The organism is Mesorhizobium sp. M1406 (genome assembly GCF_040317555.1).
Taxonomy (GTDB): domain Bacteria; phylum Pseudomonadota; class Alphaproteobacteria; order Rhizobiales; family Rhizobiaceae; genus Mesorhizobium.
In genome coordinates this window covers 270,642-297,380 of record NZ_JAMYKW010000001.1, presented here as the reverse complement: position 1 = coordinate 297,380, position 26,739 = coordinate 270,642, and the positions used below count along the sequence as shown (strand labels likewise).

Below are 26,739 nucleotides of genomic sequence, written 5' to 3'. Positions count from 1 at the left end.
CGAGCTACCGCACAATCATGCGCTGCTGATCGCGCTTCTCGGCATAGCTGCCCTTTTCATAGGCGGTTTGAGCCTCGAGCTGTTCCTTGGTGAAGGTCGTGTAGAGATACTTGTTGCCGTCCTTGTCGGTCATGAATTTGAGATTATCCATACCGACCGCGACTTCCTTCGCGCCAATGCCGAGGAAGCCGCCGACATCGACGATCACGGCATCGGGTTTTTTGTCGGGGGTCAAGACGACGTCGCCGATCACGCCGACCTTGGCATCGTTGGCACCGTAGACGGTGGTGCCCTTCAGATCGTCGGCGCGGATCTCACCAACCGGCATTTCGGTCAGCGCGGACTTGTCGATGGCTGCGGTCTGTGTCTGGTCAGGAGCCGTCGGAACAGCCGCGGTCTTGTCCGCCGGAGCGACGGTGGGAGCGGTCGTGGCAGAAGGTGCGGCGGCCGGTGCGGTTGCTGGCGGCGCATTGGAAGCCGTCGTTGCCGGTAGCGGATCATAGGCCTTGCGGTCGAAATCCGGCTGCGCCTGCAGCTCTTCCTTGGTGGTCTGGGCCACCAGCCAGCGATCGCCATTCTTCTCGGCCCATTTGGCCTTGTTGAAATCATAGGCGACGTTCTTGGCCCCTATACCGAGGAATCCGCCGACGCCGATGATCAGGGACTGCGCTTTGCCTTCCTTGGTCAGAACGATATCGTTGACGCTGCCGATGTTCTGCGCGTCATCGCCGGTGCCGTTGTAGACGGTTTCGCCGAGGATGTTGGTGGCAAGGTTGCCGTCGGCGCGCTTCACCGGTTCCGTCGGAGCGGCGTTCATGTCGACAGGCTTTTGCGCGGTATCCGTCGTCGCGGGTGCTGTTGGCGCCGCGGTCGATGCGGCAGGTGCAGGAGCGTAAGGCTTGCTATCGAATTCTGCCTGCGCCGTCAGCTCGTCCTTGGTCGTCGGGGCAACCAGCCAGCGGTCGCCGTTCTTTTCGGCCCATTGCAGCTTGTCGTAGTCGAAAGCGACGTTCTTCGCTCCGACACCCAGAAAACCGCCGACGCCGATGATGACGGATTTCGCCTGCCCATCCTTGTCGAAGACGACGTCAGTGACCTTGCCGATGTTCTCGGCATCGTCGCCGGTGCCGTTGTAGACGGATTCACCGACGATGTTGGTGACGATGCTGCCTTCCGCGCGCACTACCGGAGCGGCCGGCTCCTGTACGGCAGGTGCATCCGCAGGTGCCGGGGTTGTCGTACTCTGCGCGTAGGCCCCGGTCGCGACCAGCGCTGCGAGTGCGGTCGTGGCTAAGAGGTTGCGGGTCATGATGTTCTCTCCTCGTGCCTGATTTCGTGCACGCCGCGCTCATCGTCGCTAAAAGAGATCGGACGCGGCGTCTTTTACAGCTTCACAACGTCGTGAGCATGCTGTTGTTCCGACAAAAAGCGCGGGCGTCCGTGCCAGAAAGCACCGAGCGATGTAACCTTGGTCGCAGAGCGACCCGAGCGAATGTCAATTGCTCTCGAGCGGAACCTTTCCCGCTTCGCCGCGTTTCAGCCTGCGGCTGGGTCTGTCCCGGTCCAACCGAATGACGGGAGCGGGCATGAAATTCGCGGCGGTGCTGAACCGGGATGGTGGCACCTTACGCACAACTGACCTTGCCGCTTTCTCCGACAGGATGCATCAGACGCTGGAGACGGCAGGTCACTCTCTCAGCATCGAGATTGTCGCAGGCAAGGATGTGGTGGAAACGCTCGACAGCGCGGCTTCACGCCGCTCCGTCGACGTCGTGCTGGCCGGCGGCGGCGACGGGACCATTTCCGCCGCGGCTGCCCGGCTGATGGGCACGAAGAAGGCGCTCGCCATATTGCCGGCCGGCACCATGAACCTGTTCGCACGCGGGCTGGGTATTCCGCAGTCGCTCGATGCCGCGCTCAAATCCTTCGCCGACGGCGAAATCATCGCGGTTGACATGGCGACTGCCAACGGCCGACCCTTCATCCACCAGTTCTCGATCGGCATGCATGCGAAGATGGTGCAACTGCGCCAAAAAATGGAGTTCGGTTCGCGGCTGGGAAAGATCCGTGCCTCGGTCAGGGCGGCTTGGGTGACGATCAAAAATCCACCGGCGATGAACGTGACGCTCAGCATCGGCGAAGCCGAGATGGCGGCCCGCATTACCGGCATCGGCATCACCAACAATCTGTTCGGCGAAGGCCACTTGCCCTACGCCGACAACCCGGCGGGCGGCGTGCTTGGCGTCTATGTCACGGTGGCGCGGCAGCGCGCCGAACTGGTCAAATTCTTCTTCAACATGGCGCGCGGCAAATGGCGCGACAACGAACATGTCGAAATCCATCAGGCGAGCAAAACGGTCCTGAAAATCCATTCGGGGAGCAGCAAGTTTCGCGCCGTGATGGATGGAGAACTGGTCCGTCTCGACCGTGAAACGACGATCGAAATCCACCCTGGCGCACTGAATGTGCTGGTGCCGGCCAGCGTCGCCGAGGCAAAGGCCGCCTGATGCGATCTCTAACCACGAAGCCCGAAAATCTAGCCGCTCGGCGCACTTCCTTGCTCTGTCGCCGGCGTCTTGACAATTTCACCATAGATCTCGGCGATGCCCCAGGCTGCGAAGGCCAGCAACAGCGCGGCAATCAAAATGCGCAGGCCGTGCCAGCCCCATCGCCCCTGACGCGCTTTGTTTTCGGGAATGATCTTGGGCATGGTCGGTCCTTATCTCGTTTTGCACCAGGTGACGCGTCCGGCACAATATTGTCAGGTAACGGTTCCTCGCTAGGATGGTTCCGGGTCGACGAAGACAGCGCGGGGGCGAAGACGAAGACCGGGCATTGGGGACTTGGGTGAATAGCAAGGCGGAGATAGTGCCGGATTTGCCGGCCGAAGTTGCGCGCGCGGTCGAGGACGAAGACCGGCTGGCGGTGCTGCATGGGCTGGAGATACTGGATACTGCGGCCGACCCGGATTTCGACCGCATCAGCAGCCTTGCCGCGGCGGTGATGCAGGTGCCGATCGCCCTGGTCACGCTCGTCGACCATGGGCGGCAATGGTTCAAATCCTGCTTCGGCCTGGACGAGACCGAAGCCGCGACCGACACCTCCTTCTTCGCCCATGCGATTGCCGCCGGCAACGAACCGATGGTGGTCGCGGACGCAACGATGGACCCCCGTTTCAGGGCCAACCCGCTGGTCACCGGCAAGCACCATGTCCGCTTCTATGCCGGCGCGCCGATGATCGCCGCAGGTGCCTGCATCGGCACGCTGTGCGTGCTCGATCGCAAGCCGCATGCCTTTCCATCCCGCGCCGAACTCGACCAGTTGAAGGCGCTCGCCGGCCTCGCCGCCAGCCTTTTCACCTTGAAGGACGCCACCCGCAGCGGCGCCATCGCCGAGGCCGCACTGGCGCGTGAGGAAAAGCGGCGCGCCATCGCGCTCGATGCGGCGTCGCTCGCCAGCTGGGCGTGGGACATCCGCACCGACATCATCGAATGCGACGCCTTGCTGTCGGAACTGTTCAACCTGCCGCGCTCGAACCGGCTGCGGGCACGCGACATCCTCACCGCCATCGATCCGCGCGACGTCTATCAGACCAAAACCCGCTTTCGCGATGTCTTGACCGGCAGCGACGACTATTTCGGCGAATACCGGGTGAAGGGCTTTCATCCGCCACGCTGGCTCGCCACGCGTGGCCGCGTCATCGAGCGCGGCGGCGACGGCAAGCCGACGCTGATCTTCGGCGTCAACTACGACATATCAGAGCGCAAGCTTGGCGACGAGCGGCAACGGCTGCTGCTGCGTGAGGTCAACCACCGCGTCAAGAACACGTTGGCGACGGTCCAGGCACTGGCGACGCAGACCGTGCGCCATGCCCGCCAGCCGAGCGAATTCCTCGAAGCCTTCGGCGCCCGGCTTCAGGCCCTGGGCATCGCCCACAATTTGTTGTCGGACCGCGAGTGGCGCGGCATCGGCATTCGTGAACTCGTCAAGATCGAGGTCAGGCCTTTCGAAACGGCAGAGCAGCCGCGCATGACGATCTCCGGCGACGATTTGCTGCTGTCGCCCGACCAGGCTATCGGTCTTGGCCTGATCCTGCATGAACTGGGCAGCAATGCACTGCAATATGGATCGCTGTCGGTGGTATCAGGCAAGGTTGATCTCGACTGGAGGACGCAAGGCAGGAAGGGTGCCCGACGCCTTGTGCTGACCTGGCGCGAAAGCGGCGGCCCGCAAGTCGCTCCGCCGGAGCGGCACGGCTTCGGCTCGATCCTCATCCGCCGCGGCCTTGCCAAGGTCGTTTCAAGCGAAGTGACCCATGAGTTCCGGCCGGAAGGCGTGTTTGCCGAAATATCGATGCCGCTGGAGGATCTGTCGAAGTGACGGACCATGATCCCGAAAAGTGGAAACCCGGTTCTCGCGGCCAAACGGTTCCGTTTGTCCAGAGATCCTGGTCAAAGAGAAAAACGACCTATTTCCGCTCGCTCTCATCTGGATCGTCGGATTTCACATTCTCGCGGTAGATCGCGTAAGCCGCGAGCGCCACGGCCGGACCCAGAATGACACCGAGACCGCCCTTTCCCTTGAGCAGCGTCGGCAGCACGGCCAGTGCGGCGGTGATGCCGATTGCTTTCATGTCGGCATTGCGGCGCTGCGCCCGGCGCCGAGCGCGCGAGCCCGCGGATATCAGGTAAATCAGCAGGATCAGCCCGGCAAGCACCAGGAAACCGGCGCCAAAGCCCAGCGCGGCGGCAAGCGACCCGTAGCGCGTCGCCGCCCAGATATAGGCTGCCCCGACCAGAAAGCCGAGGCCACAGAGCGCTGCCGTTATGGCGAGCCCATAGACGATTGCCGCCGTGCGCGCCCGGTGGATGGCGGCAGCGGTTTCGCCCGACGCCAGGCCGGAAATCAGGGATGCGAGCATTCCCATCCGAGGATGCGATTAGCGACGCGCGAGGAGCGCGAAGAGGAAGCCGACGCCGGCAGCGATCGCCAGTGACGTCACCGGCTTTTCGCGCACGCTGGCCATCATCTGAGCTTCGATGTCCTTGGCGTTGCTGCGCAGACTGTCGAAGGCGGCTTCGCCTTGCGCACGCAGTTGCTCGACCCCTTCAGTGGCCGCACGGCGCGCCGTGCCATAGCCATGCTCCCCGGTCTTGGCCAACTGCTTGGTGAGCTTGTCGATATCGGCCTTCAGCTGCCTGATGTCGGCTTCGAGGTCCGCATTCGCACGGGCGTCGCTTGCGGTCTTTCCTGCGGCAGTTGCCATTGCTTAACTCCTTGTGATTGCTTGGTTTCAAACGCGCCGCGTGTCTCAAGGTTCCGACACCAGGGACAAACTAGCCGAAAACGCGTCCGCGCGCACCCTGTCCGCCGACATAGTAAAAAAAGCGCTTCGTCAGATCAGCGGCCGGCGGCCGCAACGGGCAGTTCTCGCAAGGATACTGGCGGCTGGAGAAAGCGCGATTGTCCTGCGCTGACATTTCGACCCCTCTTCGAAAGCCCGCTCTTTGGAAGAGCTGCATTTCAACGCGTTGCAAGGATTGAGGTTCCGCCGCCTGCCACATGTCTTTTTTAAATGACAGCACGCCGATTAGCGATCATGAGTCTATGCGTTTCAAGGAGTCCTTGCCTGTGCCCACATTGCTCGACGGATTGCGGATTCTCGTCCTGGAGGACGAATTTCTTATCGCCATGGATGTCGAGCAGCTTTGCCGTGACCACGGCGCCGGTGAGGTGGTGATCGCGCGCGATCTGACCGAGGTCGATGGCCGGGAGGTCGCCTTGCAATTCGATGCGGCCATCGTCGACCTCATGCTGGGCGGCGCCTCGACACTCGATTTCGCGTCGGGGCTGCGCGCGGCGGGCGTTCCTTTCGTGTTCGCGTCGGGCTATTCGGATGCCGATGAAATCAAGGCATCGTTTCCGGGTGTCAGGCTGGTCGGCAAACCCTATTCGGGCGAAGACCTCGTGCAGGCGGTGGCGGCGGCCTGCGGACGTTCTGCTCCCGGTTGAGACAAGATTTCGACCCGCGCCTGGCGATCGCGGGTCAGCTGGCTGGCGAGCCCGTTACCTGGGCCGAAATCGCATCCGGACCATACTCGTCTTCGCCCGATATTTTCAGGATCTCCTGCAGGCGCGTGCGGGCCCGGCTGACGCGGCTCTTGATCGTCCCGACCGCGCAACCGCAAATCTCGGCCGCCTCCTCGTAGGAGAAACCCGACGCACCGATAAGGATGATGGCTTCGCGCTGGTCCTCCGGCAATTGTTCAAGGGCGCCGCGAAAATCCTTCAGATCGAGCTGGCCATGCTGGGCCGGATGAACGGCAAGCCTGGCCGTCATGATGCCGTCGCTGTCTTGCACTTCGCGCCCGCGTTTGCGCATCTGCGAATAGAATTCATTGCGCAGGATCGTGAAAAGCCATGCCTTGAGATTGGTGCCGGGCTGGAAGCTCTCATGCTTGTCCCATGCCTTGACCAGCGTTTCCTGGACGAGGTCGTCCGCTTTGTCGGCATTCTGCGTCAACGACACGGCAAAGGCGCGCAAGCTCGGGATCGCCCCAAGCAAATCGGTCTTGAAGCCTTGGGAGACCGCTGCCATGCCTCAGTCCTTCTTCTGTGCGGGTTCGGCCTGTTCCAGTTGGCTGAGCAACTGGGCGAAGCGATCCGGCACATCGTCGGAGACCAGCTCGTCGTAATATTGTTTGAGTTTGCGTCCGATTTCGGAGTTCGGCCCGAGGGCGTCACCAGAACCGTTCCGGCGCCTCTCCGCGGCGCCAGCTAGAATATCTTTCGTCATATCCTTCATTTTGCCCTTGTATTCCCAGAACCCAAGCCGCTCACAACAGACTCAACAAACGCAAGCGGCACCCTCGTCTGGTTGCCCATCCCGGCGCCTAAACGCCGTCTGCCCGCATTAGTTCCATCGAGATCGGAACTTTTTCTCAGGACCAGCGTTGTTTGACCGGGGTTGCAATCAGCTTAATCTGCAATCTATGCAATTACGTCATTCTGAGGGAGACGTCCTATCATGAGCTTATCCGCCACCATCGCACCACATCTGCCGTTCCTGCGCCGCTTCTCGCGGGCCGTTTCCGGATCGCAGGAGAGTGGCGACGCGCTGGTCGCCGCGATGCTCGAAGCCATTATCGCCGATGTCGATATCTTCCCCGAGGCATCGAGCGATCGTATCGCGCTGTACAAGGTTTTCGCCAAGCTGTTCACATCGGTCGCCATCCGCGTCCCGCAGGAGCAGGTGCAGTCGGCATGGGAACAGCGCGCCGCCGCCAATCTGAATGCTATAGCGCCGCTCCCCCGCCAGGCCTTCCTGCTCGTCGCCGTCGAAGGTTTCAGCGAGGACGAGGCGGCGGAGATTCTCGATGTCGGCGACCAGGAGTTTTCAGAGCTGCTTGCCCAGGCAAGCAACGAGATTTCCCGCCAGGTGGCAACCGACGTGCTGATCATCGAGGATGAACCGCTAATCGCCATGGATATAGAGGAAATGGTCGAGAGCCTCGGGCACCGCGTCGTCGGAACGGCGCGCACCCATGCCGAGGCGGTGATGATGTTCGGCAAGACACGGCCAAAGATGGTGCTGGCCGACATCCAGCTCGCCGACGGCAGTTCGGGCATCGAGGCGGTAAACGAGATCCTGTCGTCGACATCGGTGCCGGTCATCTTCATCACCGCCTTTCCCGAGCGTCTGTTGACCGGCGAACGTCCCGAACCGGCCTTCCTGGTCACCAAGCCGTTCAATCCCGATATGGTCAAGGCGCTGATCAGCCAGGCGCTGTTCTTCGATCGCCAGGCAAAAGCCGCCGCCTAGACTCGCGGCACGTCCTGCCGGCACGACATTGAGGACCGCCCGATGCGATACATCGGGCGGCTTTGTGGCGAGCCGGATTCATCATCGGCGAAATTGCCGCACCTCCGGCTTCGAACGATTTGCAAGCATCGTCTTTTTCGGCAAAGGGTGGAACAAACCGCATCTACCCACGTTTTCATCGCACCATTCGAAGGAGATGGACCATGCTTTACTGGGCGCTCGTATTTCTCGTCGTGGCAATCATCGCCGGCGCGCTTGGTTTCGGCGGCATCGCCGGTACGTCTGCTGGCATAGCGCAGATATTGTTTTTCATCTTTCTCGCTTTCCTGATCATTTCGCTTCTTGCGGGCCTATTCAGACGGGCGTGAGGGCCGAGCGATCATCCGAGCGAACACTGGAAGCCGCACCCCTCAAACGGTTTCCAGTCACCGCCGGGCGGTATCCTGCAAAGGGCACTGTCCGGCGGACCGCTTTTGGAGGCTGGTTTCGGGAATCTCTTTTGGAACCCATTCAACAGTGAGCCGTTCAGCCTGAGTTGGGTGGACAGTTTGGCCGATGCGTTCCAGAACCGGAGATAGGAAGGACGACGTGCAAAGCGATGAAGTCATCGCCCTGCATCCTGCCGAAAGCGGTATGCAGCTTGGCCGGGCTCTTCTCCACGCCTTGCACAATGCCGGCATTTCCGTTCTCTATCAGGATCGCGAGATGAAAACCGTATGGGCGCGCAACATGCGCGCGCCCTGGGTTTCCGACACCGCCGACAGCAACGGCATCCTGCCGGCGGCGCAGGCCGACCGCATTGGCGCGGCCAAGCGCGACGTCATTGCATCCGGCAACCCGCAACGTCTCGAGATCAGCGTTCCCGTCGAGGATGGCATCCGCTGGTTCCAAGTCTGGATCGATGCCGACCACGGCGATGGCGGCACGGTGCAAGGCGTCGTCACCACCATGGTCGAGACGACCGAGCAGAAACGCCGTGAGCAGACCCTGACGACGCTGCTGCGCGAAGTCAGTCATCGCTCGAAGAATCTGCTGGCGATCATTCAAAGCATAGCCACCCAGACCGGGCGCTACTCCGACAGCATCGGTGATTTCCTGACACGCTTCCGCGGCCGGCTGCAATCGCTGGCTTCGTCCCAGGATCTCGTGACCTCCTCCAATTGGAGAGGCGCCGCACTTCGCGAACTGGTATCGGGCCAGGTTGGCCGCTACGGCGGAGATCCGGTGCGCAGCCTGCGTTTTCAGGGGGCAAACCCCTATCTCAATCCGAACGCTGCCCTGCATATCGGCCTCGCCATGCATGAACTCGCCGTCAACTCGGTGAGCTATGGCGCCTTGTCGCGGCCGGATGGGTTCGTCGAGGTTACAGCCAGCCTGCCCGCGGCCGACACCGGGACCTCCCTGTCTCTGACATGGGCCGAGACGATCGGAGCCAATGATATCACGCGTAGCGAGAAGCGCTTCGGCAGCGTCGCGCTTGAACGGGTCGTGCCGGCGTCGCTGAACGGCACGGCGACGCTTGAAATCGAGGCTGGTCGCCTCGAATACCGCCTTGTCGTTCCACGGGGCAATTTCGAGACGGAATGAGCGACCGACGCCGATCCTTAACCGGGTGTTCACCATAAAAGCGGATGCTGTTTTTCCAGATACCGCTGGAACCTGTTGCATCGCCGGACATTGCCGCGGCAGGACTTGCAGCATGGTGCGGGAGGAATGCCTTGACGGTTGCCGATATGAACAGACTGGAACAGGCCGCTCGTATCTCCATGGGCGAGTTTGAGGACTCCGAGGCGTCCGTACCACCTGTCCCCCATGCCTCACTGCGCCTTCTCGCCTTAGGTCTGGCCGCGGTTGTACTCGCAGCCGTGCTCTTCCAGTTGGCTTTCTGACGTCGAAGCCCGGCGCGCCCAGCCCGCCCCATCCTAATTAGCTGGTAAGCCTTGCGATGCAGGAACTTTGTCCAATATGGACCGTTACTGTGGCGGGAGGACTTTTCCGCCATGGAACACATCGCTGCATTGTTGCTGGTCATCGGCTGCTCGAACACGATGGCCGACTGCCGTGAACTCCAGGTTCCTGTAAGTGTCTTCGAAACCGCTGACCAATGCATTGCCGAACGGCCGTTTGCGATGAGCGATGTCCAGGGGCAGGCTCAGCATATCGTGGGCAAGTGCCTTTCGGTCGATCCGGCTCTGGAAGACGACTATGACCAGATCGTCTGGAATGTGCATCCGGACGGCACGCTCGACGCTTCCCTGGCGATTTCCAGCGTCGTGATGGCGTCGAACACGGTGCGCCCAGAAAAAGACTATCTTCGGCAACAATAGATTGCAGCAGCAAAGGCCTCCATTTCATGCTAAATGGCGGTTGGAGCTTATTAAAGTGAGGACACAAAGTGAGGAGTGACTCTATGCGGAAGATGATTATCGCCATGGTTGCGGTGGTGGCGGTCAGTGGCTGCACCTCGACCGAACAGGACGTGGTTGGCGGCGGCTTGATTGGCGCCGGTGTCGGCGGCTTGGTCGGCGGCGGCAAGGGCGCGCTGATCGGCGCGGCCGTGGGTGCCGGTTCCGGCCTGCTGGTGCGCAATCTGCGCAATGGCTATTGCCAGTATCGCGATCATCGCGGCCGGATCTACACGGCTCGCTGCAACTAGTTCGGGCGATAATCGAAACGTTGATCCGGAGACCGGTCGGCCGGCCTCCGGATTTTCGATGTTTGGATGCTTGATCCTGGCCGCCTGACGATCGCCGTCAGCTCGCCAGAGGGATTCTGATTTCCACGTTCAGCCCATTGGCCCGGAAATCGCGCTTGATCGTGCCGCGCAATTCGCGCGTGACGTTGAGGTCTATCAGCTTGGTACCGAATCCGGTCTTGGCGGGCGCTTCGAATTTCTTCTGCCCGGTTTCGCGCCAGTTGAGAGCCAGCGTCCTGTCACGCCCGCGCCCTTCGAGCGACCAGTCCACTTTCAGCGCCCAGTCCCCCTTGAGCGAATTGGCCGAATTGCCGGCTTCGCCGTATTTCAGCGCATTCGTCGCCAGTTCGTGAAAGGTCAGGCCGAGCGCTTGCGTCGTGGTTTCGTCGAGCAGCACCTGCGGCCCTGACAACAGCCCTTCGGGCAGCTCCTTGCCGAACACCTGGCCGAGCTCGATACGCAAGAGATCGCCAAGATCGGCTTTCTGCCAGCGCGAGCGCGTCAGCATGTCCTGGGACGCCGCCATCGCCTGGAGCCGGGCCGAGAAGGATGCGGAAAACTCATTGACGTCGGTGGCCCGCGAAGCCGTCTGCCGCGCGATCGCCAGCACCCTGGTGATCGAATTCTTGATGCGATGCTTCATCTCCTGCAGCATCAGGTCTTTTTCGAGCAGGCTCTTTTCCGTCGTCTCGTGCAAACGCGACGCCGCCTCATAGGCCCGTTCCTGATAACGCGCCACCAGCGCGATGGCGCCCGCCAACAGCAGGCCGAACAGCCCCAGCATCACCGGAATGGCGCGCGACGAAGGCTGCGAGAAGGCGCTCGTCGGCCGGAACAGAACAGTCCATGGCCGCCCGGCCACAATGATCTTGCGTGTGACCAGCAGCCTGTCCCCGAAGGTCGAAGCCGGTGGCGTCTCAGACCGGAACAACAGATTGTCGCCGCTCACGGCGCCGTCGCCGTCGTAGATTTCCGTGTTGACCGGCAGCAGCGGTGACCGGCTGAGCGCGGTCTGGAACAGGTCGCGAGCTCGAAAGGCCGCATAGAGAAAACCGGCTGTGGAGGATCCGGGCGCATTGATGGCATCGGGTGCGGTTTCCACATCGAGCCGAACGAAGACGAGGAAGCCGGTGAACGTCTGCGCGGCACCGGTGTCCTGACCCAGCTGCACCAGCCCGCTGGCGTGCTGCTGGTTGTCCGACATCGCTTTTTCGATCGCCGCGCGCCGCACCGGTTCACTGAACATGTCGTAGCCGACGCTGGTCTGGTTGGAAGGATCCAGCGGCTCGAACAGCACGACGGGGGTGCGCCAGGGCTGCGTGGTATCAGGATAGATTGGATGGCTGACGCCATGGTCGTGCGGCATATCGCGTTCGATCGCCGCCTCGTCTCCAGCCCTTGCCAGCCTGAGATAGCCGATGCCGCGCAAGCCGGCAAAGTTTCTGTCGACATCGAGCGCTTTGAAGAACGCGTTGAACTCGTTGCCGGAAATATTGCCGTTGCGGGCATCGAACAGGGCCTGCGTCGAGCGCAGCAGCGAGAGGTGCAGGTCGATGCGGCTCTCGATCCGGTTGAGCGCGTCGTCGGCTGTCGCTTCGAACTTGATGCGGGCGGCCTCTTGCGTCGCGAAATAAGCAAACCCCGCCATCGTCATGCTGATCAGCGCGACGGCAATGAACGCGACGATTGGAAAAAACCTTTTCAACGGATGATGCGATCCCTGGGCATGTCGGGCCTTTATGGGCAAGTCGCCGTGCCAATACAATGGCAAGGCCAAGCCATCCTGACGGCTGGCACATCAGATGGTCCGAGACCCGGCATATTCGTCCAGCCAGCTGGCACCGCTACCGGCAGGCCTCAAGCGGCGATCTTCAGCGCGCCCGGTCCGGGGATCGCGCCTGGCGGGCATTTGCCCAGAATGATCATGCCGAGCACCTCGTCCTGGGTCACGTCATTGGTGCGGGCGGTGCCGACCACCTGGCCGTTCTTCATGACGCAGACCCGGTCGGCAAGTTCGAACACATCATGGATGTCGTGGCTGATCAGGAAGATGCCGATGCCGTCGGACTTGAGCTGCTTGACCAGGTCGCCGACCTGCGCCGTTTCCTGCGGGCCAAGCGCCGCCGTCGGCTCGTCCATGATCAGGATCCTCGCGTTGAACAGGATCGCGCGCGCGATCGCCACCGACTGCCGCTGGCCGCCCGACAGCTTGATCACCGGCTCCTTGAAGCGCTGGAAGCGCGGATTGAGCCGGCCCATCACCTTGCGCGCCTCCGCCTCCATGGCAACGTCGTCGAGCGTGCCCCAGGCGGTCATCAGCTCGCGGCCGAGGAACAGATTGGCGGCGGCGTCGACATTGTCGGCCAACGCCAGCGTCTGGTAGATCGTCTCGATGCCGTATCTCTTGGCGTCGCGCGGATTGGAGATAGCTGCCTCCTCGCCATTGACGAAGATCTGGCCCGCATCGCGCTTGTAGGCGCCGGACAGGATCTTGATCAATGTCGACTTGCCGGCGCCATTGTGGCCGAGCAGCGCCACGACCTCGCCGGGGAAAAGATCGATCGAGGCGTCGTCGACGGCGCGAATGCCGCCAAAGGCGATCGAGACGTTGCGCATGTCGATCAGCGCGGTGCCGGTGGGAGCGGTCTTGTCTGCCATGATCTTGTCCTCCCTAGACGCGCTTGCGATAGACGGTATCGAGCCAGACCGCGACGACGAGCACGGCGCCGACGACGATGCTCTGCAGCGGCGAGTCGATGCCAAGCAGCACCATGCCGGACTGCAGCGACTGCATCAGCAGCGCGCCGAGCATGGCGCCGAGCACCGTTCCGGAGCCACCGGCAAGCGAGGTGCCGCCGATGACGGCGGCGGCGATCACCAGCAACTCGTCCAACGTGCCCAGCGCATTGGTCGCCGCGTTGAGGCGGGCCGACGAGATCGCCGCGCTGATCGCTGCCAGCACGCCCATGATCATGAACACCTTCATGGTCACCCAGCGCGTGTTGATGCCGGCGAGATTGGCGGCCTCCGGATTGCCGCCGATGGCAAAGACATAGCGGCCGAAACGGGTGCGCTTGGTGATGAAGGTCATGACGATGCCGACCGCGACCGCCATCAGCACCGGTATGGCGATGCCGTGGGCGATGAACAGCCCGCCCTCGGGAATGGTGATGCCGTTCTGCTGCGCATACTGGCGCACGATGCCGATTGGCCACGGATAGGAATTGGCGATCCAGACGGCTCCAAGGATGGCAGCGCAGGTGACCACACCGAGGAAGGTTTCCGCCCAGACGGGTCGCAGCGGAAAGTTGAACCGCTTGCGCTGCGACCGGCCGTTCAGCAGCGCGAAAGCGACAGCCACGCAAGCGACGATGCCGATGATCCAGCTGGCGGTGGCGCCGACGGAGCCCCGCGGCCCGCCGCCCATCAGCTGGAACGTAGCGTCAAGCGGCGCGACCGTGCGCCCGTTGGTGATCAGCCATGCCATGCCGCGCCAGACCAACAGACCGCCCAGCGTCACAATGAAGGCAGGAACTTCGAGATAGGCGATGATGAAGCCCTGGAAGGCGCCGATCACAAGACCGAGCACCACGCCGGCGGCCAGGGCGACGATCCAGAGCCAGGGATTTCCAAGCTGGAAGCCGATGACGCGAATGAGGAATTCGGCTTGCGCCACGCCCATGATCATACCGATCACGCCTTCGACGGAACCGACCGAAAGGTCGATGTTGCGCATGACGATGACCAGCACCATGCCAGTTGCCATGATCGCGACCGAGGAGGTCTGCACCGACAGGTTCCAGAGATTGCGCGGCGTCAGGAACAGTCCGCCCGACAGGATGTGAATACCAACCCAGATGACCAGCAACGCACCGACCATGCCAAGCATGCGCGTATCGAGTTCGGTTGCCTTGAGAAAGCGTCCGACAGTGCTCAGTTCGGACGCACGGGCCTGGTCTGCGGGGGTATTTGCAGCAGGTAGGTTGGACGTCGTGTCGGTCATGATTTTCTCCCAACCGGCGGGCCGTCTGACGCGAATACCGGAACCAGCCTAGAAGCTATCCGCGTGATGCGGAAACACAAATCTTTTTGAGAAAACGCCGCGGCTTTTGGGCCGCGGCGTTGAGAATGCAGAAAGATCCCAGTTTTAGTTGCAGGCCGCGACGGTGCCGGCGGCGACGCCCGCGCAGACTTCGTCCTTCTTGATCCAGCCGGCGTCGATGACGACGTTGAGATTGTCCTTGGTGATGGCAACCGGGGTCAGGAACAGCGACTTGACGGTGTTGCCGCCCGGCGTCGTGAAGTCCTTGGCGCCTGCAATGTCGCCCGTCTTCTTGCCGTCGGCCAGCTGCGAGGCGATCTCGGCGGCATTCTTGCCGAGTTCGCGCGCATCCTTCCACACCGACACGGTCTGAGTGCCGAGTGCGATGCGGTTGAGTGCTGCATGGTCGCCGTCCTGACCCGAGACCGGCACGGTACCGGCCAACCCTTGAGCCGTCAGCGCCGCGACGACGCCGCCGGCGGTGCCGTCATTGGCCGCAACCACGGCATCGACCTTGTTGTCGTTGGCGGTCAGGAACTGTTCCATGTTCTTCTGGGCGTTGGCGGGCAGCCAGCCGTCCGTATAGGCCTCGCCGACATTCTTGATCTTGCCGCTGTCGATGGCTTCCTTGAGCACTTCCATCGAGCCGGCGAACAGGAAGTCGGCATTCGGATCGGCGCCCGAACCCTTGATGAAGACATAGTTGCCTTCCGGCTTGACCTTGAACACTTCGCGGGCCTGCATGCGGCCGACTTCCTTGTTGTCGAAGGTCAGGTAGAAGACGTCCTTGTTCTCGATCAGTCGGTCATAGCCGACGACTGGAATGCCTTCGTCCAGCGCCTTCTGCACCGCCGGGCCGATAGCCGAGGCATCCTGCGCCAGGATGATCAGCGAATTGGCGCCCTGCGAGATCAGGCTCTCGACATCGGTCAGCTGCTTGCCGGGATTGGACTGCGCGTCGGCGGAGATATACTTGTCGCCGGCAGCCTCGATCGCCGTCTTCATGGCGGCCTCGTCGGTCTTCCAGCGTTCTTCCTGGAAGTTGGACCACGAAACCCCGATGACCTTGTCCTTCGCCTGCGCGACCGACGCGAGCGTCAGTGACATGGCGACACCCGCCAGGATGGCGGCTGTGAATCTTTTCATATTATCCTCCCTGCGCCGCGTATGGCGCGACCAAACTGACCCGAAGGCCGGCACAGAGGCTCTATTTTTTCGAGCCTCGAAAAAATACTGATCCAACGCCCGAACGCTGTCAACATCGATTCTGATGGATTTTGAGGTGCTCGCGAATTTTTTTCGAGCTCCGGAATAAATAAATGACAGAGTGGACAGCTTCTGCCAGTATTTGGCTGCGTTGCCGACAGCGTTCGAGGGGTACGGAGAACCGCGGCGACCGGGAGGACTTGAAGAGGACATGTCGGTCGGAATCCGCCACGACGATTTGCGCCGGCGCAACCGGGCGATGGTGATCGCCGCCGTACGCCGAGCCGGACAGCCGTCACGTACCGAGATCGCCGCGACCACGGGCCTAAGCCACTCGACCATATCGGCGATCTCCTCCGACCTGATCGGCGAAGGCATCCTGGCCGAAAGCAAGCCAAGCGAGGCCGCTTCGCTCAAACGCGGCCGGCCGCAGGTCGGCCTCAGCCTCAATCCGGAAGCCGCGACGGTGATGACCGTGGTGCTGTCGCTGAATTTTCTCTCCGTCGCCGTCATCGACTACGCCGGCCAGGTGATATCGGAGGAACAGCGTCGGCTGGACACGCTGACAATGCCGCGCGACGCGCTGATCGGCGAATGCATGGCAATCGTGCGGCGCCGCTTCGAAGACCCGGACCTCGACGTGCGCAGCGTCGCCCGCATCGCGTTGGCAATCCAGGGCATCACCGACACCCGTGCCCGCGCAATGCTGTGGTCGCCGATCACCCCGCACACCGACATCGCCTTCGCCGACATACTCGAAGCCGAGTTCGGCATCCCCGCCACCATGGAGAACGACTGCAACATGATGGCGATCGCGCTGCGCTGGCGCGATCCCGATCGCTACCGCGACGATTTCATCGCCATCCTGCTGTCGCACGGCATCGGCATGGGCCTTGTGCTGAAAGGCGAGCTGTTTACCGGCACCCATTCCTCGGGCGGCGAGTTCGGCCACATGATCCATCAGCCAAACGGTGCGCTGTGTCGCTGCGGGCGGCGCGGCTGCGTCGAGGCCTATGCCGGCAACTACGCCATCTGGCGCAATGCAAGGCAGATGGGCGAAGACGCGGAACCAGTCGCCGATGTCAGCGACGCCGACATGCGGGCCCTGGCAACCGCGGCACGCGAAAGGGATGGGCCCGAGCGCGAGGCCTATCGCAAGGCCGGTGAAGCGCTCGGCTACGGTCTCGGCAGCTTGTTCGCGCTGATCGATCCGGCGCCCGTTGCCATGGTCGGCGTCAGTGCCGCCGCCTTCGACTTGATCGAGCCTGCATTGCGGCAGGCCATTTCCCAGACCGCCGGCGGCCAGCACTCGGAATCGATCTCCTTCGACACCGAGCCGAACGAACTGCCGCTGATCCGCGAAGGCTGCGCGATGCGCGCGCTGACCTTTGTCGACCAGGAGATTTTTGCACCCGGCGCGCAGACGAGAGGGAGCGTCGGAAAGAGCGTTGCGTGAGGACCAGGGTCAAAAACCAATCATTCTAAACGACCGAGTTCGACCCTGAGCGGAAGTTCGCACGCCCTCGGTTGAACTCTCATACCCAGCCCTGGTGATTGCGCGGCCCGCAACATCTACCGCTCGGTGAAAGCGCGAGCGAAGGAATCAAGCATCGGCCGTGCGAGATACTCGAAGAAAGTCCGGTCGCCAGTTCTGATGAACGCCTCTACCGACATTCCGGGGTAAAGCTGCTCCGCTTTCACGCCGGGCGGCAGGTCGGCGGCAATCTTCAGCTTGGCACGAAAATAGGGTTCATGCGTAGCCTCGTCGATGAGCCGGTCCGCGGAAACTTGGGTCACGATGGCTGAAATCTCAGGGGTGAGCCGCATGTTCAACGCGGACAATCGCAATTTTGCCGGCTGGCCGATACGAACCTGATCGATGTCTTTCGGCGGCAGCCGTGCATCGACTATCAGGCCCGATGCCGTAGGCAGGATCTCCATGATCTTTTCGCCTGGGGCAATCACGCTGCCCTTGGCATTGTAGGTGGACGACACCACGATGCCCGCTGCCGGTGCCTTGATCGTCGTCCGCCGCAGCACTGCCTCGGATGCGCGCATCTGTTCGTCAATGTCGGCCAGCGAAGAATGCACCTCGTCGAGCTTCGTCAGGGCTTCCTCCACGCGTTGCGTGGTCAGGCGCTCGATCTGCTCCTGGGCTTCGACGATCTCGGTGTTGGCCGATGCAAGATTTGCCTCCAGCGCCCCTGCCTGCCCGACGAGATCGGCCTCGCTGCGCAAAAGCTGCGAATATTCGGTGCGATTGGTGAGGCCTTTGTCCAACAGGCCGGTCTTGATGCCGAGTTCTTTCTTCACGACTTCGGCCTGTTGCTGAATGGCCTGTTTCTGGGCCTGCAATCCCACGACCGACTGGCGATGCATGGCAACCCGTTGCCTGAGGATCGATTGTTCCGATCGAAACCGGGCGAGCCTGGCGTTGAATTCCTTCTGCTGTTCTTGAACCAGAGTCTCGAAATCGTGCTGGAACGGTGGTGGCGCAGCCTCCGCGATTGGCGCAAGCCGGTCCAGTCCGTCGCGCTCCGCCTCCAGCCGCGAGGCGCTGGCCTTGAGCGCGACAGACTGTCTCGCCAGTCGGTTGAGCTCGGCTTGCGCGGCTGTTCGATCCAGTATGATCAGATCCTGGGCCTGTTGCACGCGATCACCTTCATGAACCAGCAATTCCTGGATGATGCCGCCTTCGGGATGCTGAATGAGAATGTTGCCGCCCGTCGCCGAGATCGTGCCTTGCGTGATCACCGCTCCGGACAACGGTGCACTGACCGCCCAATAGCCAAGGCAACCCACCAATATTGCTATTGCCGCGTATCCGGCGAATGCCACCCGCCGGATGTCGGTGCGTGCTTTGCCTTCCCAGACAAGACTCTGTGCTGCCATCTTCTAGGATCCAAAGCGGACGCTATGAGGGGTGCTGCGGATCGTCGTGGCAAAAGACCCTGTCACCACCGTGTCGCGCTGTGGGGGAAGGCCGTTACCGGCAATCGACCGCCGCAATACGTCGCCGCTTGGACCGAAGGCTTCGATCACTCCACCGCGCAGAAGCATCACGCGGTCGCAGGCCGCGGCGATCGAAGGGCGGTGCGTTATCAGGATTGTCGTAACGCCCGCCGCTTTCGCGGCGGCAAGCACTTCTTCGAGCGCGGCTTCGCCGCTGCCGTCGAGATGGGAACTGGGCTCGTCTAGAACCAGAATACGCGGATTGCCGTAGAAGGCGCGCGCCAGCCCGATCCTTTGGCGTACGCCGCCCGACAGTGTTCTGTCCGACGGACCTATTTTGGTCTGATAGCCGTCTCGCTGCTCCAATATCAGCTCATGCGCCTGGGCATTCTTTGCCGCTTCGACGATCGAGGTGTCACTTGCATCGGGTTCAAAGCGGGCGACATTTTCCGCGATCGATCCGGGAAAGAGTTCCACCTCCTGAGCGAGGTATCCGATATGACGGCCAAGCTGCTTCTCGTTCCAGGTTCTGAGGTCGGCGCCGTTGATCCTGATGCAGCCGCTGGTCGCTTGGATCGCACCGACAAGCAATCTTGCCAGGGTGGACTTGCCGGCTCCGCTTGGACCTATTATCGCAACCGCTTCGCCGGCGCCGATGTGGAAGTTCAGTCTCTTGATGATGGGTTCGGTGCCGGGCGTGGCGTTCGGCGCGACAAAGATCAGGTCCTGCACGACGATTTCGCCCGACGGATCCGGCAATGTCAGTTTTTGCGTTTGTGCCGGATGGGCGGAAAGCGCCTTGTCCAACCGCTTCCACGATCGTCTGGCGTCGACGATCTGGCGCCATGAACCGATCAGTTGGTCGAGCGGCTGCAGCGCGCGGGACGACACCAGGGAAGACGCGAAGATCATCCCGGCCGTCATCTTCCCTTGCAGCACGAGCCATGCTCCGACACCCAGTATCGCCAGCTGAAGCATCATGCGTACGGCTCGCGACGTTCCGCTGAAAATCGCGTTGGCCATGGACGAACGGTCATGAAGAATTAGCGCCTCCGCCACGTGCCTACCCCAGACGCGCGCGGCGTTTTGGACCATGCCCATGGCGAGCAGCGTCTCCGCGCTGCGGGCAAAGGCCTGCTCCGACAGGCTGGCGACAGCCGAACGTTCCGCGGACAAAGCGTCGTTCCTGCCGACGGCAAGCTGATTTGCCACGACCAGCGCAAGCAACAGCGCAACTCCTGTCAGCGTAAGCCAAAACAGAAAAGGATGGATGAGGTACAGCAGGGCGAGGAAGAACGGAGCGAACGGCAGGTCGAACAAGACCGCCGCGCCGCGTGACCTGATGAAGGCGCATACCGAGGCAAGGTCGCGCAGTGGAGACAGAGCTGCGCCGCCGGCGTACTTAGCCTCAAGCGAGACGGCGAATGTCCTCGCGCCCAATCTGTTGTCGACCGTGGCTGCAACGCGCTGTGTGTAAACGGAGCGGACCGTATCGAGGAGACCGAGAAAGGCGAGCGCGAGAACCGCGATAGCAGAGAGGTAGAAAAGCGTCTCGACGCTGGAGGACGGCAGGACGCGGTCATAGACCTGCAAGAGATAGAGGGGGATCACCAATAGCAGGATGTTGATGAGGAACGAGAAAACACCGACATCTACGATGGCGCGCCTCAAGACTGCCCGCAGACCAGACTGTGCAATCATTCCCGCGCTCCCAACGGCTCATGGCCCCAACGTGAGGGCGTCGCTTAGACCGAATGGTCGGCCGCGATGTCCAAGGGGTGGTGCTGCAGGTCGTCCAGCGTATAGGCGCGGATGTAGTCGATTTTCATCTCCGCCGGCGTCGCCAGATGGTCAGGAGGCTGGCCGGCAATGCCGCCCACCGCGAGATTTGCCAATATGTACATGGGGTCGTGCATGTCGGACGGCGTTGCCGCTTGGGCGACCTTTACACCATCGTAGGTCCAGACAAGCTCATCCTTCGTCCAGAGCAGGCCATAGGTGTGGAAACCGTCGGTGTCCGCAACGTTCACCGTGGACGAAACCTTCGTGTGCGCTCCCGTCTCATTGGTATGCGCCGTCATGTAGAGCGTGTTCAGGTCCTGGCCGCGCGTTTCGACAACGTCCAGCTCCGGCGGCCACGATCCGTCTTCCGGAAGCAGCCAGAAGGCCGGCCATGCTCCGGCTGTTTCGGGCAGGTCCGCCCGCATTTCGAAATAGCCATAGGCTTGCGCGAAGGTGTCGTGCGTCGTCAGGATCCCCGAGGTGTATTCGTAATTGTTGATCAGAGGCTTGATGTCCTCCGGCGCCTGCGCCGCGGTGATGGTGAGGACGCCGTTTTCAACGCTGAACGGGTGGACGGAACTCGTCGGGCCATAATTGGCGTCGACATACCATTGCAACTCGCCATTGCTGCTCAATGTGCTGCCGTTCGGCGCTCCCCACCAGAAATTGGAATTCCAGGTGCCGTCCTGTCCGTTCCGAAGGCTCAGCGTGTTAAATTCGTCGGAGAAGGACAGCGTCATTCCGGACTTGTCTATCGGCAGCTCGAACTGGGTGGGCTGCAACTTGTCGATGGTCGTATTCTTGAACACCAGGATCTCGTCGGATCCGAGGTTCAGCATCACGTTCGATTCCACCTGAACCATCTGTGAACGGACGGCATCGAACGAAGTGAAGTCATAGCCGTTAAGGCGGACCGTATCGGTCGCACCGAAATCGAAGATAAGATCACTTCCATTTCCTTTAGAGATGGCGAAAGTGTCGGCGCCGTCTCCGCCGATCAGGACATCGTCGCCCTTGCCGCCATCCAGCGTCTGATGACCCGACCCGCCCTTGATGATGTTGTCCAACGCATTTCCGAACGCATATCGATTGGCGCCGGTAACGACGAGGTTCTCGAAATTGTCGGGGAGCTTGTAGCTCATCCATGTGTCGATCGTGTCGATTCCTGCCCCAGGATCCTCGACCACCTTATTGTTGGTGGAATAGAGGTGATAGTAGTCGTCGCCGGCGCCACCGTAGATCGTGACCTTGACGCCGGTGTCTCCCCAGAAGGAGTCGTTGCCGGAGGTGCCATGCAGTTCCGGTCCAGACCCAGTGGCCGAGAACCAATGAGTGGAAGCGCCGGTGTAGGGAAGAGGGATGCCTTTGGCGTTTACGACGGTGCTCATCAGAAATCCTTCCTCATGGTATCCGACCTGGTGAAATCATTCGATACGAGTCCCAGCGACTGCTTCCCAAGCAACGTTGCAACGGATGAAATAGTTCCAGGGAATCGTCATCCGATCCGAGATAATATTGACCATTCGGCGCACATACACTGAATAAAGAGAAGGAATCCGTCCTCCGTCAAAAATGTAATTTTAATAAAATTCTATATTTATGTGAAAGTCGCGTGCTTTGACGGATATAGATAAATGCATTAGTTCAATCCTCGCTAGAAGGAGCACGATTTGGAGGGCAGAGTTTTACGGGCAAAATGGCGATTATGACCGACTAATCGCGAACCGTTCTTCCCGCGGCCAGCCGGACACAACAGCAGTTTGAGAGATCGCAGAGCAATCGAGTTGTGAGGGGACCGACCAGTTAGCCACGCACAATCAATTCCAGCATGGCTCACTCCGCTGCGGACGTTTCGCTGCGACCGGGCAACGACCGCGAAGGGTCGGTTAAAGATTTCAATCCCGCCTGCTTGAATGTCCGCCATCGCTTTTTGGATGCCAGAAGCCGCCTGTCGCCTTGGCCCAAATGCGGTCATTCGAAAACTGATGGGATGACCGCTCCTGTGCGCCACATGCTCGTTCTCCACCGATGAGACGAATGCAACATTCCACCCTTCGCGGCCGTTGGCGACCGCCTGCTGACCGAGCTTGAACCTGGGTTCCGATTTATCGGGATGGGATGGGAATTAATCTTCCCTGATCGCGTAGCCTGCACCTCGAATGGTGCGGATGACGTCGGGCATGCGGCCGTTGTTGACCGCCTTGCGCAGCCGGCCGACATGCACGTCCACCGTGCGTTCGTCGATGTAGATCGTCTCGCCCCAGACATTGTCGAGCAGCTGGCTGCGCGAGAACACGCGGCCGGGATGGCGCATCATGAATTCGAGCAGGCGGAATTCTGTCGGCCCGAGCCGGATCTCGCTCTTCTTGCGATAGACCCGGTGCGATTCTCGATCGAGCACGATGTCGCCGACCTTCAGCACGCTGGACAGCACTTCCGGCTTGGCACGGCGCAGCAGCGCCTTGACCCTGGCCATGAACTCCGGCGTCGAGAAAGGCTTGACCAGATAGTCGTCGGCGCCGGTCGAGAGGCCGCGCACGCGGTCGCTCTCCTCGCCGCGCGCGGTCAGCATGATGATCGGCAGCCGCTCGGTCTCGGGGCGCATTCGCAGGCGCCGGCAGAGTTCGATGCCGGAAACCGCCGGCACCATCCAGTCGAGCACCAGAAGGTCGGGAACGTTCTCCTGCAGCCGGATCTCGGCCTCGTCGCCGCGCGTCACCACCTCGACCTGATAGCCCTCGGACTCCAGATTATAACGGAGCAGCACGCCTAGCGGCTCCTCGTCCTCCACCACCATGATGCGTGGCGCGATCATCGGCTGGTCACCCCTATCGTCATGCCGCCGGCGCGGACATTGTCGTCTCGTCCTGCTTCGGACGATTGGCCGGCAGCTGCGTGCCGGTCAAAACATAATAGGCATTTTCCGCGATGTTGGTGACGTGGTCGCCGATGCGCTCGAGATTCTTGGCGCAGAACAAAAGATGCGTGCACGCGGTGATGTTGCGCGGGTCTTCCATCATATAGGTGAGAAGTTCGCGGAACACGGAGGTGTATTTGACGTCGATGCGTTCGTCGTCGGCACGCAGTTTCGCCAGCGCGGCGGCGTCACGCGCCGCATATTCCTCGATGACGCCCTGCACCTGGATCAGCACCAGCTGTGCCATTCCATCGATCGAGTGCGAAAGGTCGCGCGGCGTAACGCTGAGGCCGACAGTGCCGACGCGCTTGGCGATGTTCTTGGCAAGGTCGCCGATGCGTTCGAGATCGCCGGCCATGCGGATCGAACCGACGACATGGCGCAGATCGTCGGCCATCGGCTGCCGCTTGGCGATCAGCGTGATGGCGCGGTCGTCGAGCTCCCGCTGGCGCGCGTCCATGATCGCGTCGTCAGAGACGACGCGCTGTGCCAAGGCGTTGTCGGAATTCAACAGCGCCTTGGTCGCACCGCCGACCATCGAGCTGGCGAGATCGCCCATGTCGCTGATCAGTTTGCTGATCTGACCGAGATCCTCGTCGAAAGAAGCGACTGTGTGTTCGCTCATGATCCTGTTCCTCGTATGCCTGAGCTCAGCCGAAGCGGCCGGTGATGTAGTCCTGCGTGCGCTTCTCGCGGGGCGACGTGAAGATCTTCTCGGTGCGGTCGAACTCGACCAGCTCGCCCAGATACATGAAGGCCGTCTGCTTCGACACGCGCGCCGCCTGCTGCATGTTGTGGGTGACGATGACGATCGTGTAGTCGGCTTGCAACTCGTCGATCAGCTCCTCGATCTTGGCGGTCGACAGCGGATCGAGCGCCGAGGCGGGCTCGTCGAGCAGGATGACTTCCGGCTTCACCGCCACGGTACGGGCGATGCAGAGTCGCTGCTGCTGGCCGCCTGAGAGGCTGAGGCCGCTGGCGTCGAGCTTGTCCTTGACCTCGGTCCAGAGTGCCGCGCGCTTCAGCGCCTGCTCGACGCGGCCGTCCATCTCGGATTTGCTCAGCTTCTCGTAGAGCCTGATGCCGAAAGCGATGTTTTCATAGATCGACATCGGAAATGGCGTCGGCTTCTGGAACACCATGCCGATCTTGGTGCGCAGCAGGTTGAGGTCCTGCGAGCGGTCAAGAACGTTCTGGCCGTCGAGCAGCACCTGACCTTCGGCCGTCTGCCTGGGATAAAGCTCATAGATGCGGTTGAAGACGCGCAGCAGCGTCGACTTCCCGCAGCCCGAAGGCCCGATGAAGGCGGTGACGCTGCGCTCCGGCAAGGACAGCGTGATGTCCTTCAGCGCCTTCGATTGGCCGTAGTAGAAATTGAGGTTCTTGACCTCGATCTTGGCCTTGGCGGTGGCCTCGGCGGCGATCGTCATGTCTGGAGACAACATCTGGCTCATTTGTCCTCTCTGCGTCCGGTCAGGCTGCGCGCAACGATGCTGAGCGCGAGAACCGTCAATGTGATGATAAGTGCGCCGGTCCAGGCCAGTTGCTGCCATTCCTCGTAAGGGCTGAGAGCGAATTGGAAGATGGTGACAGGCAGGCTGGCCATCGGCGCGTTGAGATTGCTCGACCAGAACTGGTTGTTGAGCGCCGTGAAGAGCAGTGGTGCCGTCTCGCCGGAGATACGGGCGATCGACAGCAATATGCCGGTGACAATGCCGGAAAGCGCGGCGCGGTAGGCGACCGACTTGATGACCACCCAGCGCGGCGCGCCGATCGCGGTGCCGGCTTCGCGCAAGGCGTTCGGCACCAAATTGAGCATGTCTTCGGTGGTGCGCACCACAACCGGAATGACGAGGATGGCGAGCGCGACAGCACCGGCGATTGCCGAGAAATGCCCCATCGGCCGCACCATCAGTTCGTAGACGAACAGGCCGATGATGATCGACGGCGCCGACAGCAGGATGTCGTTGATGAAACGCACCACGGTGGTCAGCTTGGAAAAGCGACCGTATTCGGCCATGTAGGTGCCGGCCAGTACTCCGATCGGCGTGCCTACGATGACGGCGATGATCGTCATCACCACGCTGCCATAGATGGCGTTGAGCAGGCCGCCGGCGTCGCCGGGAGGCGGCGTCATCTGCGTGAAGACGTCAAGGGACAGGCCGGCGGCGCCCTTGTAGACCAGCGCGCCGAGGATGAGCGCCAGCCAGGCAAGTCCGATGCCCGCCGCAGTGACGCACAAGGTCATCATCACGGCATTCTTCCTCTTGCGGCTCTGGTGAAGCGATGTGGCTGTCGACATCGGTCAGGCTCCGGTGCGGGCGTCGATGCGCATCAGCATGTAGCGGGCGATGGCAAGGATCAGGAAGGTGATGACGAACAGGATCAGGCCGAGCGCCACCAGCGAAGACGTGTAGAGGTCGCCGACGGCTTCGGTGAATTCATTGGCGATGGTCGCGGAGATCGTCGTTGCCGGCGCGAACAGCGAGGTCGAGATGCGGTGCGCGTTGCCGATGACGAAGGTCACCGCCATGGTTTCGCCGAGCGCGCGGCCGAGGCCGAGCATGACGCCGCCCATGATGCCGATCCTTGTGTAGGGAATGACGACGCGGCGGGTCACTTCCCAGGTCGTGCAGCCGATGCCGTAGGCGGATTCCTTCAGCACCGGTGGCACCGTGTCGAAGACGTCCTTGGTGATCGAGGTGATGAAGGGCAGCACCATGATGGCCAGGATCAGCGACGAGGTCAGCAGGCCGATGCCATAGGGCGGACCGGCAAACAGGCTGCCGAGGCCGGGAATGCCGTGGAACACGCCGATGATGAACGGCTGCACGATCGTCTGCAGGAACGGCGCCAGCACGAACAGGCCCCAGATGCCGTAAATGATCGAGGGGATGCCGGCCAGCAGTTCCACCGCCATGCCGATCGGCCGCCGCAACGGGCGTGGGCAAAGCTCGGTGAGAAAGATGGCAATTCCGATGCCGAGCGGCACGGCAATCAGGATGGCGATGGCCGACGTGATGATGGTGCCGTAGATCGGTGCCAGCGCGCCGAACTTCTCCGTCACCGGATTCCAGCTTTCGCTGGTCAGGAAAGAGAAGCCGAAGGTCGACAGGGCTTGCCAGGATCCGGCAAACAGCGAGATCGCGACGCCGCCAAGCAGGACCAGCACCAATATGGCGGCGGCCCGGGTCATCCCGTGGAAGATTGCGTCGGTCAGCGCGAATCGTCTGACGATCGCATCGCGCGAACCTCGAATGGCTGGCAAGGCTTCCTGGACAGCGCTCATGTGAAGCTCGGCTCTTTGAGTTGAGGAAAAAGGA

Annotated in this window: 28 protein-coding genes; 10 read left to right on the top strand and 18 right to left on the bottom strand. The window is 61.7% G+C overall.

Annotated elements, in window-relative coordinates; all coding sequences use genetic code 11:
* Positions 1–4: 4 nt before the first annotated feature.
* The gene (locus tag NKH03_RS01515; RefSeq protein ID WP_352966813.1) at positions 5–1,309 is read right to left on the bottom strand and encodes a PRC-barrel domain-containing protein; all 1,305 of its coding nucleotides are present in this window, start codon (positions 1,307–1,309) and stop codon (positions 5–7) included.
* A 277-nt stretch (positions 1,310–1,586) separates the two neighbouring features.
* Between NKH03_RS01515 and NKH03_RS01510 the strand changes: the two genes are divergently transcribed.
* A complete protein-coding gene (locus tag NKH03_RS01510; protein WP_352966812.1) occupies positions 1,587–2,507 on the top strand; it encodes a diacylglycerol/lipid kinase family protein in 921 nt (306 codons plus the stop codon).
* 29 nt (positions 2,508–2,536) lie between these two features.
* On the opposite strand, the gene NKH03_RS01505 is transcribed toward NKH03_RS01510, so the two are convergent.
* A complete protein-coding gene (locus tag NKH03_RS01505) occupies positions 2,537–2,710 on the bottom strand; it encodes a hypothetical protein (protein WP_023757374.1) in 174 nt (57 codons plus the stop codon).
* 137 nt (positions 2,711–2,847) lie between these two features.
* Between NKH03_RS01505 and NKH03_RS01500 the strand changes: the two genes are divergently transcribed.
* Positions 2,848–4,380, top strand: a complete 1,533-nt coding sequence (locus tag NKH03_RS01500; protein WP_352966810.1) for a sensor histidine kinase — start codon at positions 2,848–2,850, stop codon at positions 4,378–4,380.
* 88 nt (positions 4,381–4,468) lie between these two features.
* On the opposite strand, the gene NKH03_RS01495 is transcribed toward NKH03_RS01500, so the two are convergent.
* Together NKH03_RS01495 and NKH03_RS01490 are read right to left on the bottom strand one after the other, a co-directional pair.
* Positions 4,469–4,927, bottom strand: coding sequence for a hypothetical protein (locus NKH03_RS01495; protein WP_352966809.1), 459 nt, complete (start codon positions 4,925–4,927; stop codon positions 4,469–4,471).
* A 12-nt stretch (positions 4,928–4,939) separates the two neighbouring features.
* A complete protein-coding gene (locus tag NKH03_RS01490) occupies positions 4,940–5,266 on the bottom strand; it encodes an ElaB/YgaM/YqjD family protein (protein ID WP_023757377.1) in 327 nt (108 codons plus the stop codon).
* A gap of 341 nt (positions 5,267–5,607) precedes the next feature.
* Between NKH03_RS01490 and NKH03_RS01485 the strand changes: the two genes are divergently transcribed.
* The gene (locus NKH03_RS01485; RefSeq protein WP_502910878.1) at positions 5,608–6,012 is read left to right on the top strand and encodes a response regulator; all 405 of its coding nucleotides are present in this window, start codon (positions 5,608–5,610) and stop codon (positions 6,010–6,012) included.
* Between the two features lie 34 nt (positions 6,013–6,046).
* Here NKH03_RS01485 and NKH03_RS01480 read toward each other — a convergent pair whose 3' ends face one another.
* Both NKH03_RS01480 and NKH03_RS01475 read right to left on the bottom strand, forming a co-directional pair.
* Entirely contained in the window at positions 6,047–6,598 is a 552-nt protein-coding gene (locus NKH03_RS01480; protein WP_027037058.1) for a sigma-70 family RNA polymerase sigma factor, read from the bottom strand.
* Between the two features lie 3 nt (positions 6,599–6,601).
* Positions 6,602–6,805: a NepR family anti-sigma factor gene (locus NKH03_RS01475; protein ID WP_352966808.1), complete on the bottom strand. Its 204-nt coding sequence runs from the start codon at positions 6,803–6,805 to the stop codon at positions 6,602–6,604.
* Positions 6,806–7,027: 222 nt separating this feature from the next.
* Between NKH03_RS01475 and NKH03_RS01470 the strand changes: the two genes are divergently transcribed.
* The 6 genes from NKH03_RS01470 to NKH03_RS01445 all read left to right on the top strand — a co-directional run bounded on the left by NKH03_RS01470 (position 7,028) and on the right by NKH03_RS01445 (position 10,478).
* Complete coding sequence (locus NKH03_RS01470) at positions 7,028–7,822, top strand: response regulator (protein WP_352871874.1); 795 nt, start codon at positions 7,028–7,030, stop codon at positions 7,820–7,822.
* Between the two features lie 203 nt (positions 7,823–8,025).
* Positions 8,026–8,190 carry a DUF1328 domain-containing protein gene (locus NKH03_RS01465; protein ID WP_006203859.1) on the top strand — a complete coding sequence of 55 codons (165 nt, stop codon included), beginning with the start codon at positions 8,026–8,028 and terminating at the stop codon, positions 8,188–8,190.
* A 187-nt stretch (positions 8,191–8,377) separates the two neighbouring features.
* Complete coding sequence (locus NKH03_RS01460) at positions 8,378–9,409, top strand: sensor histidine kinase (RefSeq protein ID WP_352871876.1); 1,032 nt, start codon at positions 8,378–8,380, stop codon at positions 9,407–9,409.
* 44 nt (positions 9,410–9,453) lie between these two features.
* Positions 9,454–9,711 carry a hypothetical protein gene (locus NKH03_RS01455; RefSeq protein ID WP_352966807.1) on the top strand — a complete coding sequence of 86 codons (258 nt, stop codon included), beginning with the start codon at positions 9,454–9,456 and terminating at the stop codon, positions 9,709–9,711.
* A gap of 111 nt (positions 9,712–9,822) precedes the next feature.
* Positions 9,823–10,149 (top strand): hypothetical protein, encoded by a 327-nt coding sequence (locus NKH03_RS01450; RefSeq protein ID WP_352871880.1) that lies wholly within the window; start codon positions 9,823–9,825, stop codon positions 10,147–10,149.
* 83 nt (positions 10,150–10,232) lie between these two features.
* Positions 10,233–10,478, top strand: a complete 246-nt coding sequence (locus NKH03_RS01445; protein WP_023757387.1) for a YMGG-like glycine zipper-containing protein — start codon at positions 10,233–10,235, stop codon at positions 10,476–10,478.
* A 97-nt stretch (positions 10,479–10,575) separates the two neighbouring features.
* On the opposite strand, the gene NKH03_RS01440 is transcribed toward NKH03_RS01445, so the two are convergent.
* The 4 genes from NKH03_RS01440 to xylF all read right to left on the bottom strand — a co-directional run bounded on the left by NKH03_RS01440 (position 10,576) and on the right by xylF (position 15,705).
* The gene (locus NKH03_RS01440) at positions 10,576–12,222 is read right to left on the bottom strand and encodes a CHASE domain-containing protein (RefSeq protein ID WP_352966806.1); all 1,647 of its coding nucleotides are present in this window, start codon (positions 12,220–12,222) and stop codon (positions 10,576–10,578) included.
* 152 nt (positions 12,223–12,374) lie between these two features.
* A complete protein-coding gene (locus NKH03_RS01435) occupies positions 12,375–13,175 on the bottom strand; it encodes an ATP-binding cassette domain-containing protein (RefSeq protein ID WP_352966804.1) in 801 nt (266 codons plus the stop codon).
* 13 nt (positions 13,176–13,188) lie between these two features.
* Positions 13,189–14,520, bottom strand: a complete 1,332-nt coding sequence (locus NKH03_RS01430) for a sugar ABC transporter permease (RefSeq protein WP_352879227.1) — start codon at positions 14,518–14,520, stop codon at positions 13,189–13,191.
* A 144-nt stretch (positions 14,521–14,664) separates the two neighbouring features.
* Positions 14,665–15,705 carry a D-xylose ABC transporter substrate-binding protein gene (gene xylF / locus NKH03_RS01425; RefSeq protein ID WP_352486460.1) on the bottom strand — a complete coding sequence of 347 codons (1,041 nt, stop codon included), beginning with the start codon at positions 15,703–15,705 and terminating at the stop codon, positions 14,665–14,667.
* 271 nt (positions 15,706–15,976) lie between these two features.
* Between xylF and NKH03_RS01420 the strand changes: the two genes are divergently transcribed.
* A complete protein-coding gene (locus tag NKH03_RS01420) occupies positions 15,977–17,221 on the top strand; it encodes an ROK family protein (protein ID WP_352966803.1) in 1,245 nt (414 codons plus the stop codon).
* A gap of 116 nt (positions 17,222–17,337) precedes the next feature.
* Here the strand turns inward: NKH03_RS01420 and NKH03_RS01415 are convergent, their stop codons facing one another.
* The 8 genes from NKH03_RS01415 to pstC form a co-directional block, all read right to left on the bottom strand.
* A complete protein-coding gene (locus NKH03_RS01415; protein ID WP_352966802.1) occupies positions 17,338–18,657 on the bottom strand; it encodes an HlyD family type I secretion periplasmic adaptor subunit in 1,320 nt (439 codons plus the stop codon).
* Positions 18,658–18,660: 3 nt separating this feature from the next.
* On the bottom strand, positions 18,661–20,418 hold the full coding sequence (locus NKH03_RS01410) for a type I secretion system permease/ATPase (RefSeq protein ID WP_352966801.1): 1,758 nt from the start codon (positions 20,416–20,418) through the stop codon (positions 18,661–18,663).
* A 44-nt stretch (positions 20,419–20,462) separates the two neighbouring features.
* Entirely contained in the window at positions 20,463–21,887 is a 1,425-nt protein-coding gene (gene eglC / locus NKH03_RS01405) for an endo-1,3-1,4-beta-glycanase EglC (protein WP_352871894.1), read from the bottom strand.
* Positions 21,888–22,624: 737 nt separating this feature from the next.
* Complete coding sequence (gene phoB, locus NKH03_RS01400; protein ID WP_010911896.1) at positions 22,625–23,314, bottom strand: phosphate regulon transcriptional regulator PhoB; 690 nt, start codon at positions 23,312–23,314, stop codon at positions 22,625–22,627.
* Between the two features lie 19 nt (positions 23,315–23,333).
* A complete protein-coding gene (gene phoU / locus NKH03_RS01395) occupies positions 23,334–24,041 on the bottom strand; it encodes a phosphate signaling complex protein PhoU (protein WP_023757396.1) in 708 nt (235 codons plus the stop codon).
* 25 nt (positions 24,042–24,066) lie between these two features.
* Positions 24,067–24,870, bottom strand: a complete 804-nt coding sequence (pstB, locus tag NKH03_RS01390) for a phosphate ABC transporter ATP-binding protein PstB (RefSeq protein ID WP_352879239.1) — start codon at positions 24,868–24,870, stop codon at positions 24,067–24,069.
* The gene (gene pstA, locus NKH03_RS01385; RefSeq protein WP_352633396.1) at positions 24,867–25,718 is read right to left on the bottom strand and encodes a phosphate ABC transporter permease PstA; all 852 of its coding nucleotides are present in this window, start codon (positions 25,716–25,718) and stop codon (positions 24,867–24,869) included. The genes pstB and pstA overlap by 4 nt, the downstream gene beginning before the upstream one ends.
* Positions 25,719–25,721: 3 nt before the next feature.
* Complete coding sequence (gene pstC, locus NKH03_RS01380; RefSeq protein WP_352871899.1) at positions 25,722–26,705, bottom strand: phosphate ABC transporter permease subunit PstC; 984 nt, start codon at positions 26,703–26,705, stop codon at positions 25,722–25,724.
* Positions 26,706–26,739 lie beyond the last annotated feature (34 nt).

What these genes read in the sequence shown, in the direction of transcription:
- NKH03_RS01420 (WP_352966803.1), top strand. Translation starts at nt 15,977, where the DNA reads ATGTCGGTCGGAATCCGCCACGACGATTTGCGCCGGCGCAACCGGGCG.
- phoB (WP_010911896.1), bottom strand. Translation starts at nt 23,314, where the DNA reads ATGATCGCGCCACGCATCATGGTGGTGGAGGACGAGGAGCCGCTAGGC.
- NKH03_RS01455 (WP_352966807.1), top strand. Translation starts at nt 9,454, where the DNA reads ATGCTGTTTTTCCAGATACCGCTGGAACCTGTTGCATCGCCGGACATT.
- NKH03_RS01470 (WP_352871874.1), top strand. Translation starts at nt 7,028, where the DNA reads ATGAGCTTATCCGCCACCATCGCACCACATCTGCCGTTCCTGCGCCGC.
- xylF (WP_352486460.1), bottom strand. Translation starts at nt 15,705, where the DNA reads ATGAAAAGATTCACAGCCGCCATCCTGGCGGGTGTCGCCATGTCACTG.
- NKH03_RS01480 (WP_027037058.1), bottom strand. Translation starts at nt 6,598, where the DNA reads ATGGCAGCGGTCTCCCAAGGCTTCAAGACCGATTTGCTTGGGGCGATC.
- eglC (WP_352871894.1), bottom strand. Translation starts at nt 21,887, where the DNA reads ATGAGCACCGTCGTAAACGCCAAAGGCATCCCTCTTCCCTACACCGGC.
- NKH03_RS01510 (WP_352966812.1), top strand. Translation starts at nt 1,587, where the DNA reads ATGAAATTCGCGGCGGTGCTGAACCGGGATGGTGGCACCTTACGCACA.
- NKH03_RS01415 (WP_352966802.1), bottom strand. Translation starts at nt 18,657, where the DNA reads ATGGCAGCACAGAGTCTTGTCTGGGAAGGCAAAGCACGCACCGACATC.
- NKH03_RS01490 (WP_023757377.1), bottom strand. Translation starts at nt 5,266, where the DNA reads ATGGCAACTGCCGCAGGAAAGACCGCAAGCGACGCCCGTGCGAATGCG.
- NKH03_RS01495 (WP_352966809.1), bottom strand. Translation starts at nt 4,927, where the DNA reads ATGGGAATGCTCGCATCCCTGATTTCCGGCCTGGCGTCGGGCGAAACC.
- NKH03_RS01505 (WP_023757374.1), bottom strand. Translation starts at nt 2,710, where the DNA reads ATGCCCAAGATCATTCCCGAAAACAAAGCGCGTCAGGGGCGATGGGGC.
- pstB (WP_352879239.1), bottom strand. Translation starts at nt 24,870, where the DNA reads ATGAGCCAGATGTTGTCTCCAGACATGACGATCGCCGCCGAGGCCACC.
- phoU (WP_023757396.1), bottom strand. Translation starts at nt 24,041, where the DNA reads ATGAGCGAACACACAGTCGCTTCTTTCGACGAGGATCTCGGTCAGATC.
- NKH03_RS01430 (WP_352879227.1), bottom strand. Translation starts at nt 14,520, where the DNA reads ATGACCGACACGACGTCCAACCTACCTGCTGCAAATACCCCCGCAGAC.
- pstA (WP_352633396.1), bottom strand. Translation starts at nt 25,718, where the DNA reads ATGTCGACAGCCACATCGCTTCACCAGAGCCGCAAGAGGAAGAATGCC.
- NKH03_RS01445 (WP_023757387.1), top strand. Translation starts at nt 10,233, where the DNA reads ATGCGGAAGATGATTATCGCCATGGTTGCGGTGGTGGCGGTCAGTGGC.
- pstC (WP_352871899.1), bottom strand. Translation starts at nt 26,705, where the DNA reads ATGAGCGCTGTCCAGGAAGCCTTGCCAGCCATTCGAGGTTCGCGCGAT.
- NKH03_RS01435 (WP_352966804.1), bottom strand. Translation starts at nt 13,175, where the DNA reads ATGGCAGACAAGACCGCTCCCACCGGCACCGCGCTGATCGACATGCGC.
- NKH03_RS01485 (WP_502910878.1), top strand. Translation starts at nt 5,608, where the DNA reads ATGCGTTTCAAGGAGTCCTTGCCTGTGCCCACATTGCTCGACGGATTG.
- NKH03_RS01465 (WP_006203859.1), top strand. Translation starts at nt 8,026, where the DNA reads ATGCTTTACTGGGCGCTCGTATTTCTCGTCGTGGCAATCATCGCCGGC.
- NKH03_RS01515 (WP_352966813.1), bottom strand. Translation starts at nt 1,309, where the DNA reads ATGACCCGCAACCTCTTAGCCACGACCGCACTCGCAGCGCTGGTCGCG.
- NKH03_RS01460 (WP_352871876.1), top strand. Translation starts at nt 8,378, where the DNA reads ATGCGTTCCAGAACCGGAGATAGGAAGGACGACGTGCAAAGCGATGAA.
- NKH03_RS01410 (WP_352966801.1), bottom strand. Translation starts at nt 20,418, where the DNA reads ATGATTGCACAGTCTGGTCTGCGGGCAGTCTTGAGGCGCGCCATCGTA.
- NKH03_RS01475 (WP_352966808.1), bottom strand. Translation starts at nt 6,805, where the DNA reads ATGAAGGATATGACGAAAGATATTCTAGCTGGCGCCGCGGAGAGGCGC.
- NKH03_RS01450 (WP_352871880.1), top strand. Translation starts at nt 9,823, where the DNA reads ATGGAACACATCGCTGCATTGTTGCTGGTCATCGGCTGCTCGAACACG.